General features: G+C 36.6%; 20 protein-coding genes, 1 other RNA gene and 1 pseudogene. 13 read left to right on the top strand and 9 right to left on the bottom strand.

Going from position 1 to position 20,339, the window contains the following annotated elements; all coding sequences use genetic code 11:
- Window positions 1-66 precede the first annotated feature (66 nt).
- Window positions 67-1,224: a peptidase M14 gene (locus ALW18_00950; GenBank protein ID AOE51214.1), complete on the bottom strand. Its 1,158-nt coding sequence runs from the start codon at window positions 1,222-1,224 to the stop codon at window positions 67-69.
- A 280-nt stretch (window positions 1,225-1,504) separates the two neighbouring features.
- On the opposite strand from ALW18_00950, the gene ALW18_00945 reads away from it, so the two are divergent.
- On the top strand, window positions 1,505-1,987 hold the full coding sequence (locus ALW18_00945) for a DNA-binding protein (protein AOE54261.1): 483 nt from the start codon (window positions 1,505-1,507) through the stop codon (window positions 1,985-1,987).
- Window positions 1,988-2,195: 208 nt separating this feature from the next.
- Here ALW18_00945 and ALW18_00940 read toward each other — a convergent pair whose 3' ends face one another.
- Window positions 2,196-2,744 carry an acyltransferase gene (locus ALW18_00940; protein ID AOE51213.1) on the bottom strand — a complete coding sequence of 183 codons (549 nt, stop codon included), beginning with the start codon at window positions 2,742-2,744 and terminating at the stop codon, window positions 2,196-2,198.
- Window positions 2,745-2,805: 61 nt separating this feature from the next.
- Here ALW18_00940 and ALW18_00935 point away from each other — a divergent pair, with 61 nt between their 5' ends.
- Both ALW18_00935 and ALW18_00930 read left to right on the top strand, forming a co-directional pair.
- On the top strand, window positions 2,806-3,537 hold the full coding sequence (locus tag ALW18_00935; protein ID AOE51212.1) for a phytanoyl-CoA dioxygenase: 732 nt from the start codon (window positions 2,806-2,808) through the stop codon (window positions 3,535-3,537).
- Window positions 3,530-4,192 carry a spermidine synthase gene (locus ALW18_00930; GenBank protein ID AOE51211.1) on the top strand — a complete coding sequence of 221 codons (663 nt, stop codon included), beginning with the start codon at window positions 3,530-3,532 and terminating at the stop codon, window positions 4,190-4,192. The genes ALW18_00935 and ALW18_00930 overlap by 8 nt, the downstream gene beginning before the upstream one ends.
- Before the next feature lie 85 nt (window positions 4,193-4,277).
- Here the strand turns inward: ALW18_00930 and ALW18_00925 are convergent, their stop codons facing one another.
- Window positions 4,278-5,009, bottom strand: a complete 732-nt coding sequence (locus ALW18_00925; protein AOE51210.1) for a 3-deoxy-manno-octulosonate cytidylyltransferase — start codon at window positions 5,007-5,009, stop codon at window positions 4,278-4,280.
- Window positions 5,010-5,031: 22 nt separating this feature from the next.
- Window positions 5,032-6,453 carry an ATP-dependent endonuclease gene (locus tag ALW18_00920; protein AOE51209.1) on the bottom strand — a complete coding sequence of 474 codons (1,422 nt, stop codon included), beginning with the start codon at window positions 6,451-6,453 and terminating at the stop codon, window positions 5,032-5,034.
- A 108-nt stretch (window positions 6,454-6,561) separates the two neighbouring features.
- Between ALW18_00920 and ALW18_00915 the strand changes: the two genes are divergently transcribed.
- From ALW18_00915 to ALW18_00905, 3 genes are read left to right on the top strand one after another with little or no spacing between them, the layout of a single operon-like run.
- Window positions 6,562-7,365 (top strand): hypothetical protein, encoded by an 804-nt coding sequence (locus tag ALW18_00915; GenBank protein ID AOE51208.1) that lies wholly within the window; start codon window positions 6,562-6,564, stop codon window positions 7,363-7,365.
- Window positions 7,362-7,946, top strand: a complete 585-nt coding sequence (locus ALW18_00910) for a methyltransferase (protein AOE51207.1) — start codon at window positions 7,362-7,364, stop codon at window positions 7,944-7,946. Before ALW18_00915 ends, ALW18_00910 begins: the two co-directional genes overlap by 4 nt.
- 45 nt (window positions 7,947-7,991) lie before the next feature.
- Window positions 7,992-8,537, top strand: a complete 546-nt coding sequence (locus tag ALW18_00905; protein ID AOE51206.1) for a hypothetical protein — start codon at window positions 7,992-7,994, stop codon at window positions 8,535-8,537.
- Here ALW18_00905 and ALW18_18160 read toward each other — a convergent pair.
- An RNA gene (locus ALW18_18160) (bacterial RNase P) lies at window positions 8,537-8,869 on the bottom strand. The two genes, ALW18_00905 and ALW18_18160, sit on opposite strands and share 1 nt — an antisense overlap.
- Window positions 8,870-9,059: 190 nt before the next feature.
- On the opposite strand from ALW18_18160, the gene ALW18_00900 reads away from it, so the two are divergent.
- The 7 genes and pseudogenes from ALW18_00900 to ALW18_00870 all read left to right on the top strand — a co-directional run bounded on the left by ALW18_00900 (window position 9,060) and on the right by ALW18_00870 (window position 16,278).
- Window positions 9,060-9,362, top strand: coding sequence for a hypothetical protein (locus ALW18_00900; protein ID AOE51205.1), 303 nt, complete (start codon window positions 9,060-9,062; stop codon window positions 9,360-9,362).
- A 2-nt stretch (window positions 9,363-9,364) separates the two neighbouring features.
- Entirely contained in the window at window positions 9,365-10,438 is a 1,074-nt protein-coding gene (locus ALW18_00895; protein AOE51204.1) for a DNA topoisomerase I, read from the top strand.
- 94 nt (window positions 10,439-10,532) lie between these two features.
- A complete protein-coding gene (locus tag ALW18_00890; GenBank protein ID AOE51203.1) occupies window positions 10,533-11,774 on the top strand; it encodes a sodium:proton exchanger in 1,242 nt (413 codons plus the stop codon).
- Window positions 11,775-11,938: 164 nt separating this feature from the next.
- Entirely contained in the window at window positions 11,939-13,024 is a 1,086-nt protein-coding gene (locus tag ALW18_00885; protein AOE51202.1) for a DNA polymerase III subunit gamma/tau, read from the top strand.
- Window positions 13,025-13,200: 176 nt separating this feature from the next.
- Window positions 13,201-13,698, top strand: coding sequence for a hypothetical protein (locus tag ALW18_00880; GenBank protein ID AOE51201.1), 498 nt, complete (start codon window positions 13,201-13,203; stop codon window positions 13,696-13,698).
- Between the two features lie 315 nt (window positions 13,699-14,013).
- Window positions 14,014-14,295 (top strand): annotated as a pseudogene (locus ALW18_00875) (hypothetical protein).
- A gap of 1,086 nt (window positions 14,296-15,381) precedes the next feature.
- The gene (locus tag ALW18_00870; GenBank protein ID AOE51200.1) at window positions 15,382-16,278 is read left to right on the top strand and encodes a hypothetical protein; all 897 of its coding nucleotides are present in this window, start codon (window positions 15,382-15,384) and stop codon (window positions 16,276-16,278) included.
- Between the two features lies 1 nt (window position 16,279).
- Here ALW18_00870 and ALW18_00865 read toward each other — a convergent pair whose 3' ends face one another.
- Genes ALW18_00865 through ALW18_00850 form a run of 4 tightly spaced genes read right to left on the bottom strand, consistent with a single transcriptional unit; the run spans window position 16,280 to window position 20,319 of the window.
- Window positions 16,280-16,798 (bottom strand): hypothetical protein, encoded by a 519-nt coding sequence (locus ALW18_00865; protein ID AOE51199.1) that lies wholly within the window; start codon window positions 16,796-16,798, stop codon window positions 16,280-16,282.
- Between the two features lie 4 nt (window positions 16,799-16,802).
- Window positions 16,803-17,693 carry an exopolyphosphatase gene (locus tag ALW18_00860; GenBank protein AOE51198.1) on the bottom strand — a complete coding sequence of 297 codons (891 nt, stop codon included), beginning with the start codon at window positions 17,691-17,693 and terminating at the stop codon, window positions 16,803-16,805.
- 30 nt (window positions 17,694-17,723) lie between these two features.
- Complete coding sequence (locus ALW18_00855) at window positions 17,724-19,832, bottom strand: polyphosphate kinase (GenBank protein ID AOE51197.1); 2,109 nt, start codon at window positions 19,830-19,832, stop codon at window positions 17,724-17,726.
- Window positions 19,798-20,319, bottom strand: a complete 522-nt coding sequence (locus ALW18_00850; GenBank protein ID AOE51196.1) for a phosphohistidine phosphatase — start codon at window positions 20,317-20,319, stop codon at window positions 19,798-19,800. The genes ALW18_00855 and ALW18_00850 overlap by 35 nt, the downstream gene beginning before the upstream one ends.
- Window positions 20,320-20,339 lie beyond the last annotated feature (20 nt).

Raw genomic sequence — 20,339 nt, 5'->3', positions numbered from 1 at the left:
ATATTGGTTTCTCTAATTGAATTTAAAACCTATTATTAAAAAATGTTCATCTATAAGGTGAGTTTCTTATTTTATCTTCTGCCCATTAACAAATTTCTTGTCAGGACCGAATGAAAAATCTGCTTTATTTCCAATTATTGGCACTTTGTTAAGCTCTTCGTCCTGATATTCGGCGCCAAAAGCGTCAAATTCCTCATGCCCATAAAAACCCTCCAGATTGCCTATTTCGCTAATTATAGCTTGAAAAATTATAGAATTCTCAAATAGCACTTCCTTATATTGTGATGCAAAATTCGCTATTTTTTCTTTATTTTCATAATTTATTTTGACATTTTTCCATATCATGTCATAAAAAATAATCTTATTTTGAGGAATATTGAAATATTCCTTCTTTTTGTTAACAACTATAACGTTTTCGTTAATTGCATTAAATCCTGATAATAATGCAAAAAAGATATATTTACGGGTTTGCTCTCTTTCGTAATCATTTGCGTAATGCCCAGCTTCAAATAAAATTGTAGGAACATTTAAAGACTGGAACATATCTCCAATACAATTAATATTGAATGAATCATCAAATCTACCTACCTGCCCGGGGATAAATTCCTGTAATGTTTCATTCATTGCAGCGATTATATTTATAGCTTTCTGGCGGCATTTATTTATATCACGATCATCATTATATGACGGAGCAAGGAAAGATACCGTAGCAGGCTTAGGGATATCGCCTACGCCAAATATAGTACGCTGATCGTGCATATTGTAACAGTAGTCGGGCTTAAAGTCTTCAAACATCTTTCGAAGCAGTTGACTTTCGGGCTGAGTTAGTTTTAGTGAATCACGGTTAAGATCTACATCAACTGCATTAGCGCGGGTATAAAGCCTGGCACCATCCGGATTAAGTATTGGCAGGATAAGAAAAGTAAACGATTGCTTAAGCTGCGTAGCTAATGCGGTACCTCCCTTGAGTAAATTAAGAAAGTCGAAAATAGCTTTAGTTGTTGTAGCTTCATTACCGTGCATTTGCGACCACATGAAAATTTTGGTTTTACCGTACCCGGCTTTGATACTATATATAGGTTCGTCCAATACCGAACGACCCGCAACCGAAACATCAAAATTTTCTTCTGTATTTTTAAGAATAGGTTCTATATGTGTATTAGTAACGTACCTACCAAAAAGTCTTGTTTCCTTATTATCTGAGAATAACTGTTCAAAATTCATACTTCAATATTTGTGTGACAAAAGTAAACATCTTAAAATTTACAATTGTAAATTTATATTTATAGTCAATTGTTTACAATTGTATACATAAATAACTTTTTACAATTACATGTTTCAACTTAGAAATAAAATTGAATATTTAACATCTGTTATTCATTACATTATACAGCACAATCTAAACTAAAAGATTAATCATTACACCTATTATATGATATTATAGATGTATTTAAAAGGAATTGTTTACATTTGTAATATAACAAATTTATCAAATGAAGTTACAATGGTAAACACTGATGATTTTATTAAAAGACTTGAGATACTGTTGGAATTCTATAATCTTTCAGCCTCTGTATTTGCCGATAAAATGGGTGTACAACGTTCTGGGCTTTCCCATTTAATGTCGGGAAGGAACAAACCAAGCCTGGATTTTGTAATGAAAATTGTCGAGAATTTTCCGGAAGTCGATTTGTATTGGTTACTAAATGGAGAAGGTAATTTCCCTAAAACAGAAATTAACGAAAATACAATTACCCAACCTGCTAATTCCCCCTCTCCTAAAAAAGATGAGGCCGTAGCTATGGATTTGTTTTCTTCTGACGAAATTACTACATCCAAGGAAAACTCCTCACCTGGCACACCTGATTTATTTACTACAGTGGAAGAGAAAGAAATCAAGTCCGTAAGCAGCAAGCATAAGGAAATTGAGAAGATTGTGATTTTTTACACTGATGGTACATTTAAAAACTATAACCCCGGAAATTAAAAAACCCCGATAGCTTTATAAAAAGCTGACCGGGGCCATTAACCAATAAAACAAACACAAATTATCTTTATAAGATAATCCCCTTTTCCGGGGAATGATATTCAATATATACTTTATTGGTAATAAGGTATCATTCGTATTTTTCTTAATGTAAAATTACAACGACTAAATGTTAATTACTTAAAACGCTTCGTTAAACTATTCTTAATCATTTCGTATAATTTTGGTAATGATTATATCCTCTTACTCCCTGATAATTACGCTCCAATATTTCGAAATCTTTCTCCTTGTTTCCTGTAAGATAATAGGGCTCAGATACTTTGACTTCTTTGTTTTCATAGTCAAATGCTATAGCTATAACCGGAACATCTGCTTTTAGAGCAATGTAATAGAACCCTGTCTTCCATTCATTTACTTTTTTACGTGTGCCTTCGGGAGCAATAGCAAGTCGGAATATTTCACGTTCTTTAAATAGCGCCGCTATAGCGTCGACTTTATTTTCATTTTTATGCCGGTTTAACGGAGCACCGCCCATCCATTTAAAATACGCCCCGAACGGGAACCTGAACAATTCTTTTTTGGCTACAAAATTCATTTGCAAACCAATACTTCCTCTTGTTAATACACCAATTATAAAATCAAAATTACTTGTATGTGGTACCACTATCATGACACATTTTTTAAGTTGCGGATCCATAAAACCCTTTATGCGCCAACCTAATAGCTTAAAGAAGATAAATTGATATATTTTTTTCATAGCATCTAAAAATCAGGCTGTAAAAATAACATATATTTACGATAGAATTGAACCACGGCGTATGATAACAACCCAGCCAAATTTACAGATTGAAAAAGAAGGATTTACCATCCTGGAAAGCATTTATACTGATGCAGAAATTCAGGAAATCCTCGACAAAATTGAAGCTGCAGATACATCTTCTGACAAGTTTAGAAAATCAGCTAACTTATTTGCAATACGACGGTTTTTAAAAGAAATACCTCAAACATTACCCCTATTGCTGAATGAAAAGTTAAAAAAAATCATTGCAGGTTTTGGAGACGGATATTTTGTTGTTAAATCGATATACTTCGATAAACCGGGAGAATCTAACTGGTTCGTGGCCTACCATCAGGATCTTACCATTTCGGTTACTAAAAAACAGGAAACTGAAGGTTTTGGCCCATGGACTGTAAAGCAAAATCAGTTTGCAGTTCAGCCTCATTTGCAAATCCTTGAAAATATTTTTACTATTCGTATACATCTTGATGAGACGAATGAGGATAATGGTGCCCTAAAGGTTATCCCTGGCTCTCATAATAAGCAGGTTTACCGCCCCGAAACTATAGATTGGTCTAAGGAAACGGAAGTAAACTGTAATGTGCCTAAAGGGGGTGTCATGATAATGAAGCCAATGCTCCTGCATAGCTCCGGGCGTACCACCAATAATGCTCGCCGAAGAGTTATACATGTAGAATTCAGCAATGCAGAACTCCCTAACAACTTAGAATGGGCTGAAAGGATTAATCTAAAAAAGGAATTATATGTTTAAAAAATTCCTGAGTTACTTTATACCGGTAAACATCTATAAAAAGAATTCTGCTATAAGCCAAAAACTGGAAGTCACATGGAATAACGGCCAGCTTGTACTCGATTCTAAAAACACTAATTATTCTTATGGCAGCCTACAGCGCATACTTAGGAAAGGGCTGCAATACATCGGCTACGAAAGAATAAGAGGATTTGAGGATATATTGGTTCTTGGCGTAGCTGCGGGAAGTGTTATTAAAACCCTGGCCGAAGAAATAAAATTTAAGGGAAAAATTACAGGTGTTGAGATTGATGCAGCAGCTATAGAAATTGCCAATACCTACTTTAATCTTGATAAGATTAACAATCTTGAAATTGTAATTGATGATGCTTTTGAGTTTGTTTTAAAAACACGAAAAAAATACGACCTTATAATTATAGATATCTTTAAAGACACCGAAATGCCAAACTTTTTGTTTGAAGATTTCTTTATAAATCGAATTAACTTCTTACTTAATATAAATGGTTTTATATTATTCAACACCATGACATTAACGAAGGAACATTTCGAACGGAATTTACATTATAAAACAAGGTTTGACAGTAATTATTCGGTACGAATGTATCCTAAGGTCGAAGTACATAATGAGTTATACACTATTAAAAAATTAGGGTAGTATTATATATTTTTGTCATTCTAAACGCTCGTGACTAGAAGAGATTCTTCGCCACATTACACTGTTTAGAATGACAAAAAATCCTTTATCCTAACAACATTTTTCGTGCTTTTTCGAGATCTTCGGGAGTATCTATACCGATGCCGGCATGGCTGGTCTCAACCATTTTTATTTTCTTACCATACTCAAGATAACGCAATTGTTCTAATTTCTCAGAAGCTTCCAGCGACTGCATTGGCAAATTATAAAAATCAAGTAATGCATGCTTACGGAAAGCATAAATACCAATATGGCGATAATACCTTACTCCTGCTTCCTTATCTCTTGGATATGGAATAACCGAACGTGAAAAGTACAACGCAAATTTCTTTTGATCTACTATTACCTTTACGTTATTCGGGTTTTCTATATCTTCCCAATCCGTTATATGCATCATCACAGAAGCCAGATCTATTTCGCGGGCTGTATCGCCTTTAAATACTTCCAGTAAATCAGCCAGAGGTTCTTTATTTATAAAAGGCTCGTCGCCCTGAACATTAACAACCAGGTCTACATCAAGGTTTTCTATGGCTTCGGCAATACGATCACTCCCACTTTCATGTTCTTTAACACTCATTATAGCCTTGCCTCCATTTGATACAATTTCATTATAAATGATATCAGAATCGGTTACAACAAAAACGTCATCAAATAAGCCGGTACCAAGGGCTGCCAGGTAAGTCCGGTTAATAACGGTTTTTCCACCAAGATCCTGCATAAGTTTCGCAGGAAATCGAGTAGAGGCATATCGTGCAGGTATTACAGCTATGATTTTCATAATTCTTTATTTTAACTACAATCTATTCTTCAAAATAATCATCTTTAAATCCAATAAGGTAGAGCCTGTCTTTAGCTCTGGTAACAGCGGTATACAACCAGCGGATATAATCATTAGTTATACCGTCAGGCAGATAGGGCTGTTCTATAAAAACAGTATTCCATTGTCCACCCTGCGATTTATGGCAGGTAATAGCATAAGAAAACTTAACCTGAAGTGCGTTGAAATGCGGATTATTTTTTACTTTCAGGAACTTCTTATATTGCGCTTCGCCCTCATAATCTTTCATTACCTCCTGATACAATCGGTTTGATTCCTCATAGGTTAGCGATGGCGATTCGCTTGCAACAGTGTCAAGCAACAAATGTGTTTCAAACGTAACCTGATTAGGGTAATCAACCATCCTTATTTTTACACTGGCAAATTTAAATCCGTATAACTCTTCAATCCTGAATATTTCCAGGATTTCTATGATATCGCCATTAGCGATAAATCCGGCTTCTGATTTTTCGTTAAGCCAAAAATAGTTATTCTTAACCACCATCATAAAATCTCCGGTAGAAAGTTCGCTTTCACGTGATAATATTCTGGTACGTATCTGTTCGTTATATTGATTGGCACGCTTGTTAGAACGTACTATAAATGCAGTGTCTTCAATACTATAATTGCTGTACGCCTGATTTATGGCATCCTGTATATCGTAACCATCAACTAAACGAACTATATCTTTAAACCCCCTAAGCTTAAACTGAAACGTATCCATAAAGGCAGACTTTAGCAGTTCGCGCATTTCTGTCGCATTGTAAAGTATACCGGAGTTTTCTTCCTGTCGCATTACTTCATCCAGTTCAATATGATGCACGTCCTTAAAATAATGTAGGGAAAGGGAGTCGATATCCAACGCCGGACTCAGGTCTGAATTTACCGGTGGAAGCTGTGCCGTATCACCAATAAGCATCATTTTACAATTATTGCCGGAATACACAAATGATACCAGATCATCCAGTAACGATCCATTCTCATACATTTTCGATTCCTGAATAGTATCAGATATCATTGAGGCTTCATCTACAATAAAAATCGTGTTGGTAAATTTGTTGGGCTGTAATGTAAAGCCAACTCCGCCTCCACTTCCTTTTTTAGGGAAATAAATTCGCTTATGTATTGTAAACGCCGGTTTATTAGAATAACCCGATATTACTTTTGCTGCACGGCCCGTTGGAGCCAGCAATACATATTTTTTATTGGCCTCTGCCAAATGATTTACTATTGTGGAGATTATTGTTGTTTTACCCGTACCTGCGTAACCTTTAAGTACAAATATTTCATCTTTGTTCGTGTTGGTTATAAATTCTGCTGCTTTTTGTAAAAATATGTCCTGCTTTACTGTTGGTGAGAATGGGAATCTCTGACGGAGCAATTTATAAAACGAAGCAGAATTCATTAAGTGTAGAGGGTATTACAGTTTATTAGCCCAAAGATAACACGATTTTAATGAGCATCCCGTACCAAACCAAAAAAGAATGTAAATTTGCAATGAAACTTCGTCTTAATGAACAACACCATAACTTCTAAAAATTACAGGAAATTGTCGATGCAGATATCTGCAAGCGGGATATCGTTCTGCTGTTTTGATACGCTTAACAGGGAGATAACCCACTGCATAACTGCGCCTTTTTCTAAGTATACACCATTAGAAGAAGAATTATGGAAGGTATTTGTAAACAATCCCTTGCTTACTGGTACATACGATGAAATTGTTGTGTTGCACGATAATAGCTTTAATACTTTTGTGCCGACAGCTTTGTTTTATTCTAATTATCCTGGAAGTTATCTTCAGTACAATACCAAGGTTTTTGATACCGACTTTTTTGCAGTAGATGAACTTGATAGCTATGAGCTTAATAATGTTTACGTGCCAATGGTGAACGTGAATAACTTTCTTATAGACCAGTTGGGTGCTTTTGAATACAAGAATGCTAATAGTGTGCTCGTAGCCAAATTGCTCGATGCCTCTAAAAACATAGACGACAAGCAGGTGTTTGTACACTTCCATGAAAATCATTTTGAAATTGTAGTAGTCCGTAATCAGAAACTGCTCCTTTACAATTCTTTTGAATATAAAACGCCGGAAGATTTTCTATACTTTCTATTGTTTACAATGGAACAATTATTCCTCAACCCGGAAACAGCGAAAGTGTATCTGTTAGGTGAGGTCGAAGAAAACGATGCTAATTTTTCACTGGCATACACATATATAAGGCATATAGCACTTTTTAATACTATGCCTTTACAACAAAAATGGAACAGGAATAGCAGTGAGACCCTGCAACACTTTATACTATTTAACTCATGAGGATAATTTCCGGAAAATACAAAGGGAGAAGAATTACTGCTCCTAAAAACCTGCCGGTGAGGCCTACGACAGATATGTCTAAGGAAGCACTATTTAATATCCTTAATAACCGTTTTGATTTTGAAGGATTAAAAGTACTGGATCTTTTTTCCGGAACGGGCAACATATGTTATGAGTTTGCGTCACGTGGAGCCACTAACCTTACAGCCGTAGATGCTGACTTTGGCTGTGTAAAATTCATTAAACAGACTGCCGGTGAGTTTGATTTTAATATTTCTGCTGTAAAAAGTGATGTCATTAAATATTTGCAGGGTAGCAAAGCTGCATTTGACATTGTTTTTGCAGACCCTCCATACAATATGGATCAGAAGTTATTCGAAGAGATTGTAATGTTAGTATTCGATAATGAGTTACTGCAACAGGATGGCATGATGGTTATTGAGCACTCTAAATACACCAAGCTGAATCATATGATGAATTTTTCTTTTCAGAAAAACTACGGTGGATCTGTATTTTCGTTCTTCGAATTTGATAATGAAATAGAAGACGATTCGCTTGCTGAAGAGGAAGATAATATGTAATTTTCCTGCCAAAATTTTCTTAATATATTATCCATTCTTTTCGTAATGAAAAAATTATTAATGCTGGTATTTTTACTGGTAACTACAAGCGGCTTCTCTCAAACGTATCTTAAATTTAATGCTCCGACTACGCTTTTGGGAATACCTCAGGTGGCTGTTGAAACGAGTATCGGTAAAAAGCTTACATTTCAGGGTGATGTTTTAGGTTCTTACTGGGAATCCATAAACGGCGCTCCTTTTAAAACACTTATGGTATTTAGCGAAGTTCGTTACCATTTCAATGAAAAATTTAATGGCATATATGTAGGTGGTCACGTAGGTGGGGCTATTTTTAAAATGCAGAAATGGAATTATCTTAACACTGACTACTACCAAAAAGGCGAAGCTTTCTTTCTGGGAGTAACTGTAGGTTACGAAATAAAGATAAATGAGAAATGGATGATCGATATGTTTCTGGGTGGCGGTAACCAACAGGCACATTACACAGGTCGCCTTTTATCTACGAATGAAAGATATGAGCATTCCGGCTATAATAAAAGTGGCGAATGGCTACCCTATCGTGCCGGTGTAATGTTTAGTTACAAATTATAAAAAATAGCAGGCCTGTAAGCCGGATTCTGTAACCCCGCCCTAAAGCGGGGTTTCTTATCATTTATCTAGTCCTTACATTACTGTGAAGGATCAATCTGCCTACCCCCCGGCATCGGGCGGGTAGCCCTTAATTGCCGGTGTACATGGCATTTCACCGCATAGAGTTTACCTGGTTTCACTACAGCATTACCTGTACATACTTTCTGTTGCACTTGTCCTCTCCTGTTTCAGTAAGCTAAAACAGAATGACGGGCATTACCCGCTATGCTACCCTATGGTGTCCGGACTTTCCTCCCTCGTGTAAACACAACGGCGATAAGACGGCCTGCGGGCGCAAAAGTAGTGTTTTAGTCGTAAACTTTACCGACAATCCCAATAAACTCTGTAAATAATCCAGTGTCAGAGGTTTGACGTTTTGCGTTCGACTGTGAGAAAATGTTTAACATTTCGTTGGCTGGCATAAAAAAATGAAATCTGTAATTTTAAAGTAAATAAAGCAAACTAACTTAAAAACACAGTATCATGGACAGACAGATGTATCATTATGCCACGGTAACTAAGGCATTACAGGATTTAAACGAAAAAGGTTATACTACCGATTTTAACCTTGAAGAAGACCGTATTAAAACGCATTGCGACGATTTTGAAATTGAGCACATTTACCGTTACGAAGGCGAAAGCGACCCGGGTGACGAGGCTACAGTTTATGGTATCAAGGCAAAAAACGGACAAAAAGGTGTATTTGTAGTAAGCCCGGGAAGCGAAAGCGACGCTGCAAAAGTACTTTTAGATATGTCTATTAAAGGCAGGGCTGAACAGCAATAGTCATGAACAGGCTCCAGAAAAAACTTGAAAAGATAGGGAGCGATCCTAAAATAACAGCGAAAGCCGTTGGCCTGCGTTATTCTCTAAAGTCTGATAAAGGCTTTTACAGAAAACGCAAAGGTAGCGGCTTTAGTTATATTAATGAAGATGGTATTACTATTAAGGATAAGGAAACAATAGATCGCATAAAGAAGCTGGTTATTCCACCGGCATGGCAGAATGTGTGGATATCACCCTTTGAAAATGGACATCTTCAGGTTACCGGTATTGATGTAAGAGGAAGAAAACAATACCGCTATCACCCGCACTGGAATAAGATTAGAAACCAATCAAAATTCTTTCGCCTCCGCAGATTTGCAAATGCGTTGCCATTAATACGCCAACAGGTAGAAAAAGACTTAAACCGTAAAGGATTGCCCTATGAAAAAGTTGTTGCACTAGTTGTAAAACTGATAGAGATGACAAATATTCGTATTGGTAACGATGCTTACAAAAAACTCTATGGTTCTTTCGGGCTAACAACACTTCGCGATAAGCATGTTAAATTTGACGGCACCACAGTGTGGTTTGAATTTGTAGGCAAAAAAGGCGTAAAGCACAAGATAAAACTGCAAAGCCGTAAGATGGCAAATCTTGTAAAAAAATGCAAAGACATTCCCGGACAGGAACTTTTTCAGTACTATGATGACAACGGCAATCGACACACTATAGGTTCCGGCGATGTAAATGGCTATATTAAAGAAATTACCGGTGAAGATTTTACCGCTAAAGATTTCCGTGCGTGGGCAGGAAGCCTAAATGCCTTATGCGCTTTTTTAGATATAGGCAAATTTACCAGCGATACTGATTGTAAACGTAAAATTGTAGGTGTTATAGATTCCGTAGCTGAAAAATTGGGAAATACCCGCACCGTTTGCAAAAAATATTACATACACCCCACTGTTATTGCAACGTATGAGAAAGGTCTTATAGACAATTACAAACCCGAATCTACAACCAGTGAAGAATTTAACGCTAATGAAAAAGCATTACTCAGGCTGCTTACCGACGAAGATATTGCTGAAGTAATTGCATAGTCATCAATCGAAACTCAACTTATCGAAATTATCAAAAGTGAATACTTAGGTTTTTCATAAATTTACTTTTTTGAGAAAACTTCAAAGTTGATTTATGGAAAACTATAGTATTGTACTATTTATACTTGCCCTTATGATCGGGCTATCGGCAATCGCCGATAAAATAAAATTGCCCTACCCGATACTTCTTATAAGTGCAGGAATAGCCATTGGTTTTATACCTACTCTGCCTAAAGTAGAAATTGACCCCGAAATTATATTCCTTTTATTTCTGCCTCCACTTCTATACGATGCGGCATTCAATATATCATTCGCGCAGTTTAAAACCAATATCAATACGATTAGCACTCTCGCAATATCACTTGTATTTATTACAGTTCTTGGCATAGCGGTTTTAGCAAGGTATTGCATCCCGGGTATGAACTGGCCATTAGGTTTTGTGTTGGGTGCCATACTTTCTGCAACCGATGCTGTAGCTGCTATGAGCATTACAAAGGGACTCGGATTATCACATAAAACAATGACGATACTGGAAGGGGAAAGCCTTATAAACGATGCATCTGCACTAGTTGCCTACCGTTTTGCAGTTGCCGCCGTTACAGGAGCAGCTTTTGTATTCTGGAAGGCCACATTGGAATTTGTGTTCTTATTAGGTGGCGGAATACTGGTCGGAATGATAATGGGTAAGTTATTAGCCATTATACTTAAAAGGATAAAGGACGATGCAATAGTGGTTATCAGTTTCATGCTGATTATGCCATTTGTTACCTATCTTATAGCTGAAGAAATCCATGTATCCGGTGTTATTGCAGTAGTAATGCTGGGACTTGTAATATCGAGGTTTAGTAATATGGTATTTCCAGAACGATTAAAAAATCAGTCGAAATCAATTTGGGACATTGCTATATTCCTTTTAAACGGACTTATATTTATTCTCATAGGATTGCAATTTCCATACATATTGGGAAGCATTGATAAAGCCATGGTATTACCTTATATAGGTTATGCATTTCTTATCACAATAGCAGTACTTCTTATACGTATGATAAGAGTTTTTTCTCAAAAAGCCGGATTGCAGAATGCTTTTAAAAAAGGCAGGCACAAAATAAGCGAACATGCTTTGCTGGATTTTAAGAACAGCCTTATTATAAGCTGGTCGGGTATGCGTGGCATCGTATCTTTGGCAATAGCGATAGGTTTGCCACACGAACTTGGCGATGGCACCCCTTTTCCACTCCGCAACGAAATAATATTTATATCGGTGGTCGTTGTTTTATTCACACTTATCGGTCAGGGATTAACGTTGCCGTGGCTGGTTAAAAAACTACAGCCTTAAGGATATTACTTTTATAGTACATTCCCCTTAACATTAGAATAGTTTAAACCTAACTTCCGTGTTATTAGAGCGTAATATTTTGTGTTGCAAAAAACAATTAATCGGCGGCGGGATATCGTCAAAATTCCCAAAGGAATTGCTATATTTGCTCTACAGTAATTTCTATGGAACAGTTTATAGTATCAGCCCGTAAGTATCGCCCACAAACCTTTAAGGATGTTGTTGGGCAGCAGGCTATTACCAATACACTACTTAATGCCATAGATAATAATCACCTTGCTCAGGCACTGCTATTTACAGGTCCTCGTGGTGTTGGTAAAACTACCTGCGCGCGTATTTTGGCCCGAAAAATAAACCAAGAAGGTTATGACGACCCGTATGAGGATTTTGCCTTTAACGTATTTGAGCTGGATGCTGCTTCTAACAACTCTGTAGACGACATCCGAAGCCTTATAGACCAGGTTCGAATACCGCCACAAACAGGTAAATACAAAGTATATATTATAGATGAGGTACACATGCTATCTCAGGCTGCATTCAATGCGTTTCTTAAAACACTTGAAGAGCCGCCAAGACATGCTATATTTATACTTGCAACTACAGAGAAACACAAGATAATACCAACTATATTATCGCGTTGCCAAATATTCGATTTCAAAAGAATAACCGTTAAAGATGCTAAAGAACATCTTGGTGAGGTTGCCCGCAGCCAGGGAATCTCTTTCGAAGATGATGCACTGCACATTATTGCCCAAAAGGCAGATGGCGCTATGCGTGACGCTCTTTCGATTTTTGACAGGGTCGTAAGTTATTGCGGTACTAATCTTACCCGTCAGGCAGTTACTGAAAATCTAAACGTACTTGATTATGAATACTACATAAAAGTAACCGATCTGATCATTGAAAACCGTATTCCTGACCTATTACTTACCTATAATGAGATTTTAGCGAAAGGGTTTGACGGACATCATTTTGTAGCCGGACTTGCATCGCATTTCCGTGACTTACTAGTCAGTAAAAATCCTGCAACATTGGCATTGTTAGAAGCAGGTGAAGTTGCACAGAATCTTTACAGGGAACAATCGCAAAAAACAAGTCAGGACTTTTTACTAAAAGCAATAGATTTAGCAAATGATTGTGACCTTAAATATAAAACCAGCCAGAACCAAAGGTTGCTTGTAGAATTATGCTTAATGCAGCTTGCCTCCATCACCTTTGATGGAGAAAAAAAAAAGCTGACCAATTTATAATTCCATCCCATTACTTTAAAGAAAATGCCGCTGCTGTAGCTAAAGTTACTGTACAGGAAACTGTTATTCAAACTGAAAATACTATCACAGAAACTATAAGTGTCAGTGCAGAAGTTTCTGCAGCACCGATTACTCCACTACCCGCTACAGAGCTTGAGGTAGATGAGCCGGAGGTAATTAAACCGCCTGTACTAAAACCTGCAAATGACGGAACACCCAAAGTATCAGCATTTTCATTAGCCGGTCTTCGCCAGAAAAAAGAATTACTGGAAAGCCAGAAAGCTATAGTAAGGCATACTGATGATTTGCCCCGTGAGGCATTCAACGAAACCGATATGCTGCTGCAATGGAATAAATTTGCAAAGCGTTTAAGTGATTCGGGACAGAAGATCATGGCTACTTATATGCAAATTAATGATCCGGTGCTTGATGGTGTTACTATTAAGCTGGAACTTCCAAATGAAGGTTCTAAATTAGATTTTGACAATGCCAAACACGAACTATTAGGTTATCTGCGAGGTAAACTTCATAACCATGATATTACTATTGATGTTCATGTGAATGAAATAGTATCTACAAAGCATGCCTTTACTCCTATCGAAAAGTTTGAAAAACTAAAATCGATAAATCCCGCAGTAGAGACTCTAAGGAAATTGTTCGATTTAGACATCTAACCACACGTCAGTTTCAGAAATAACTTATATTTGGCTAACCAACCAACTATCAAGATTATGAAATTGCGCAATCTATTCCTCATTTTATTTCTTACCTATAACTTAACCTTACTTTCCCAAAATAACGTTAACGGAAAAATAAACTACCTTGTAGCAAATGGCAATAAAGAACCTATAGCCGGATTACTTGAATTCAATTCAACTCAGTCTCTTTATAAGTGGCTTAGATATGATCTGGAAGAAAATCTACAGGATTATTCATCTATGGAGACAGATGAAATAAACAATAGTTTTTCAGTAACAACAAAAGGATATGACGCTATTGGCGCTCAGATATTCAAAGATTATACAACTAAAAAAATAATTGTCCGTCAGCCTAAGCAAATACTGGAGCCTTATATTTATGAGGATAATTGGATAAATATAAAGTGGAAAACACATAATGAATTTAAAACAGTTGATGGGCTGAAAACTCAAAAAGCAACTGGAATATTCAGAGGTAGAAGCTATACCGTCTGGTTTACCGAAAGCATACCCTATCCTTACGGTCCCTGGAAACTATCAGGTTTGCCCGGTGTAATTCTAGAAGCCGAAGATGAAACAAAAATTGTAGGTTTTAAAGTTACAAGCATTTGTTATCCGTGCAAAGATGAAATTAAAATAACCGCACCTGAGGAATCAGTAAAGAAAACACTACAGCAACACATATTACAACAAGATAATTTCGCGGTTTTCTTTACACAGAAAATGCAGGAATCACTAGAGAAGTCAATGGAAGAATCGCGACCTTCATTAAAGGTAAAAACAACAACGAAATCAATTCCTACCGAGAAAAGCATAAAAGCGCAACGGGAGATTAGTTTTGAAAAAATGTATGAATGGGAAGATGAAGACACCAGACGTGTAATTAATGAAGCTGAACTGAAGAAAGTACGTGAAGATTCCAAGCCTATACAAGAACAAAAAACAACAATAAAGGGCTAAGTATGAAATTGATAATGACATTTATTTGTTGCTTTATTACTCTAAATTTTCACGCACAAGCAACTAAATAACAAGGCTATCTTTTTGATGAAACGGGCAACACAATTTCTCAGGAGTTATTTGACGCTAAAATTAAGTCACAAAAATATATATGGCTAATTAGCGAGAATAAAGATTCGATAAATGCCCGCCTGCTTTCCAGATAGGAATATGGAAAGATTACGCCTGAAAAGAGAGACGAACTGATTAGTGCACTGCAAGAGCTAACAGGCCTTCCCATATCTGCAGATCATTCGATAATTATAAACTATTTTCAGAAAGAAAAGCCGTTACCGAGACAACGTCCCAATATAGACTACTATACCAGCGATAGAGTCTATCGAAGATTTATAAAGAAAAACAAAACTGTTTTCCAGGTATTTGTAACCGAAAAACGATTTGATTACGAAAAGGATTTTGTTTATGAAGATAAGAATGAAATTATTAAGAAACTCTTATTTAAACAATCGGCAGATTGCGGTTATATTATAGTAAAGCCTGACGGCAACTATTTTAAAATGAATAGTGAATACAGGCAGGATTATATACCTGCGAAACTTGAAGAAAAATGGTAATGTGAAAATTATTGTAAATGTTAACTATAATCAAAGGTGTACATTAAAACATTATGTAACTTTAGTATGTATTAAATAATGTTTTATGCTTGTAGACAAACGCGTACCCCTGCGCTATCTTTTTAACCTGATAAAATATGAAATGCTTATCGTTTTCATATTAGGTATAATCATACATTTTCTTACCGAAAAATTTTATACATACGTACCCGAAATGCCGCTTACAATAGCAACATTTTTAGGTACTGCAATATCGGTCTTACTATCGTTTAAAATGAGCCAGTCTTACGATCGCTGGTGGGAAGCCCGAAAAATATGGGGTGCAATAGTAAACGATTCAAGAAGTTTGGTTTTGCAGCTTCAGGCGTTCCTGAAAGGAGACGACACCGACCAACAGATAAAACAAATGGCATATAGACAAATTGCATGGTGTTACTCACTTGGGCAATCGTTAAGAGGATTACCTCCATTGGAAAGTTGCGATAACTTTTTACCCGAGGATGAATTACAATCTTTAAAAGAATTCAAGAATAAACCTCTGGGAATACTTCAAATGAATGTAAAGCAAATAAGTAAACTAAGAGAAGCCGGTAGACTTACCGATTTTGAAAATATTCAACTAAACACTACATCGGTACGATTTTCAGATAGCATGGGTGCAGCAGAAAGAATTAATTCTACAGTATTTCCTACAACATATAGAATGTTCCTTCATTTCACAATATATCTTTTTGTTGCTATACTATCAATTGCTCTAAAAGGTGTGATACTTGCGTATGAAATACCGTTGTTACTTCTAATAGCGCTTGTATTTTTTATTCTTGAAAAAACAGCTTATTACCTGCAGGATCCTTTTAGAAACAGGCCAAGCGATATTTCCGTGACGGCTATCGCAAGAACTATTGAGATCAATATCAGGCAGCTTATTCACGAAAAAGATGTACCGGACCCTATTACGAAAGATGAATTTTATATAATGTAAATTATTCTAATATAGATTGATATAAATTGTAATTCTCATCATCAAAACATACAAATACAACCTCTTTAACGGAAGTAGTTGTTCTTAGAAAATCATCTACTGTTGAAATAGCAATTTTAGCGGCTTTATCTTTAGGAAAATGATATACTCCTGTACTGATATTTGGAAATGCAATTGTTTCAATGGAATTTTCAACCGCAAGTGTAAGACTATTGAGGTAAGCATTAGCTAATAATTGTTCTTTCTCTAGTTTATCGCCATTCCAAACCGGACCGACTGTATGGATGACATATTTGGATGTAAGATTACCTGCAGTTGTTATAACAGCTTCTCCGGTATTACAACCACCCTGAAGATTTCGGATTGCGATACACTCATCTAAAATAGCTTTACCTCCCGCGCGATGAATAGCACCATCCACTCCGCCACCACCCAGTAGCGATGAATTTGCAGCATTAACTATCGCATCAGTCTGCATCTTGGTAATATCACCTTTAATAAGTTTTATCCTGTTATCCATAAACTTATATTTTTCCGTAGTACATGGCTTTTACTATACCATCTGATAGTCCGATTTTTGGCACATAAATATTTCTCGCACCACTCCACTTCATGGCGTTTAAATATATTCGGGCAGCATAAATAATTACGTCTGCGCGATCCGGATTAAGTCCAAGCTCTGAAATACGCTGCTCGTAACTTAGGCTATTTAGAAACTGATACTGGCTGTTTACATAAAAAAAAGACAATGGTTTTTCCTGTTGTTTACCGGACATTTTGAATAGCTTATTGATATTTCCTCCTGAACCAATAAGTGTAACTGTTTCGTAAGGTTCGGTTACAGCTTTAATCCACTTTTCTATTTCCTGCCAAACCACTTCGTTTACCATGTTATTTAGCAAACGAACCGTACCATTTTTAAATGATTTAGAGGCAACGATTTTTCCATTGGCAAACAATGAAAACTCTGTACTGCCTCCACCAACATCAACATATAGATAGGTCTGATCGGTCTTAACAAGATGATGCAAATCTGTTGAAGCAATAATAGCTGCTTCTTTTTTCCCATCGATTATTTCTATCTTCACACCCGATTCCTGCTCTATAATATCAGCGACTTCTTTTCCATTAAATGCTTCACGCATAGCTGAAGTAGCACAAGCCATATAACGTTCTACTTTATGCACTTTCATAAGTAGTTTATAGGCTTTCATAGAGTCCACCATACGTTCAATATTCTCTTCGGTAATTTCCCCTACAGTAAAAGCATCCTGCCCAAGACGCACCGGTACGCGTACAAGCGAACTTTTATTAAACTGTGGTTCCTTACCTTCCTGCTCGACAATATTGGATATTAATAACCTCATGGCATTTGAACCAATATCTATCGCAGCATATTTTTTTATTGTAATCATTCTTTAAGCACCTAAGGAACTATCCCTCACTTATAATTGTTCGTAAATAACGTCTAATTTGTTTCTGTAATAATTGTAAGTTTCCAGCTGCGCACGGAAAGGTTTTTCATCAGGCTTTTTCCTGTATTTATTTTCCAACGTTTCAGAATGTAGCCTGGCTTTTACGTTAGCTTTCCAACCAATTTCAAAAGTTTCAAGCAATTCCTGCTTTATCTCCGGATCATAAATAGGACATGTAACTTCTACCCTTGCATCAAGGTTTCTAGTCATAAAATCTGCTGAAGAAATAAATATTTCCGGATCTCCTGAATTTGCGAAAATATAGACCCTGGAATGCTCAAGATAGTTATCTACAATGCTTATTGCTTCTATATTATCGCTCATGCCCGGTACACCAGGTATCAAGCAGCATATTCCGCGTATAATAAGCTGTATTTTTACACCCTCTCTGCTGGCTTCATAGAGCTTATCGATCATTTTGAAGTCGGTAAGGCTGTTCATTCTAAGTTTTATGTATGCCTCTTTACCAGCTATAGCATTTAATATTTCTCTGTCAATCAGTTTATAAAATTTACTACGGGTGTAATGTGGCGATACAAAAAGGTGTTTATATCGGTGTACACGATAGTTGACTTCAAAGAACTCAAATATCCTTTGTGTTTCTTTTAAAATCTGCTGATGGCTGGTAAACAATGTAACGTCGGTATATATTTTAGCTGTAGACTCATTAAAATTACCCGTAGATACAAATCCATAACGTTTTATACGTCCATTTTCTACGCGCTCTATAACACATATTTTACTATGCACTTTAAGGCCCTTTACGCCGAATATAAGATTGATACCTTCCGTCTGCATCTGTTCTGCATAGGAAATATTACTAGCCTCATCAAAACGCGCCTGAAGTTCGATCTGAACTGTTACTTTCTTTCCGTTTTTAGCTGCATTAATAAGAGAACTGATAATTTGCGAATTTCTGGCTAATCGATATAACGTTATACTTATGGAACTAACTTTAGGATCAAGTGCTGCTTCACGAAGAAATTTAATTACATATGCAAACGACTGATAAGGTGCGTTAAGCAGGTAATCTCTTTCTCTTATTTTATGAAGAATACTTCCTTCAAGGCTAAGCCCCGGTACCGGCAATGGGACATTTTGCTGATAAAGCAAGTCCTGTCTCCCTAAGTTAGGAAAGTCCATATAATCTCGCCTATTGTGATATCTTCCTCCCGGAATAATACTATCGGATGAATCTATCTCCATACGGGTAAGAAAGAAATCAAGTGTATCCTTCCCTATAGCCTGATCATATACAAAACGTACAGGTTCTCCAATACGTCTTTCTTTAACACTAGTAGAAATCTTCTCCATTAAGCTTTTACTCTGGTCGCTATCTATTTCTAACTGTGCATCACGCGTAATTTTAATCATGTGGGCAGAGATGCTCTCATACCTGAAGATATTAAATATTCCGTGCAGATTAAGACGTATAACGTCATCAAGCATAATGACATACTGCTTATCCGTATTAGATGGAAGTATTACAAACCTATTAACGGTTTTAGGCATCTCAATTACTGCATAACGTATTTGCTGAGTAGTCTCAGAGTACCCAGGTAATACTTTAGGTTTCATAACCAGCTTCACAGCAAGATAGCCCGATGTATCTTTTAACAATGGAAACTCGTCAAGATCATTAAGGATAATAGTAACTAATTCCGGACTTACTTTCTGGATATAAAAGTCTTTTAGATAGCTTTCCTGTTCTTTAGTAAGCTGGGTTTCATTAACCATGAAAATATTCTCATTCTCCAGCTCTTTTTCAATAACGCTTAGAATACGAAGACTCTCCGATTGTTGTTCGATAACAATATCAGTAATCTCTGTAAGAAGCTGCTGGGCAGATATACCTCCAAGAATCTTCTCGCCGGTCTGTCCTGTAAGGCTCAAACGGCGTATGGCTGCATAGCGCACCCTGAAAAATTCGTCGAAGTTGTTTGAAAATATTCCTAAAAATCTTAGCCTGTCCAGCAAAGGCACTTTATCGTCTCCTGCTTCTTGCAATACTCTTGCGTTAAACGCCAGCCAGCTTTTTTCCCTGTCAATATACCGGTTTACCGGTGAGTGGTGGATCATGTTTCTTTAATTCGCTTGGAAATAATACTTTTTCTATCGTCCCCTTTCGGATATCTTTCCAGTCATTTTGCTGAAAGGAAAGGGATACAAAACCTGCCGTAGGTACATTTTCTACAGCATGGTTCCCAAAGGTATTAACAAAATTAGTAATAGCGTCGTTATGTCCAAAAAGAATTAGGTTATCAAATTGATTATTGCAGCTTTTTATAACATCTTCGAGGCTTTTAGCATCAAAAGTATAGAGGTCGTCTTTAAAGACTATGGTTTCTAGTGGTATAGAAAGATTTTCTGCAAAAATGTAGGCGGTATTTTTAGCACGCTTAGCTGTACTACTCCAAACAATATATGATTTAGGTAAGTGATTCTCAATTTCAGACGCTACAAGATGCGCATCATTTATCCCTCTTTTCGATAAAGGGCGGTCTTTATCCTCCAACGGTGCTTCCCAGCTTGACTTCGCATGGCGGATCAGAATTAAATTTTTCATACGCTCTATAGGTTTAATAG

Origin of the sequence: Flavobacterium psychrophilum (assembly GCA_001708385.1) — a bacterium.
GTDB lineage: Bacteria > Bacteroidota > Bacteroidia > Flavobacteriales > Flavobacteriaceae > Flavobacterium > Flavobacterium psychrophilum_A.
The sequence above is the reverse complement of the archived record's forward strand: the minus strand, read 5'-3'. Positions and strand labels throughout refer to the sequence as shown.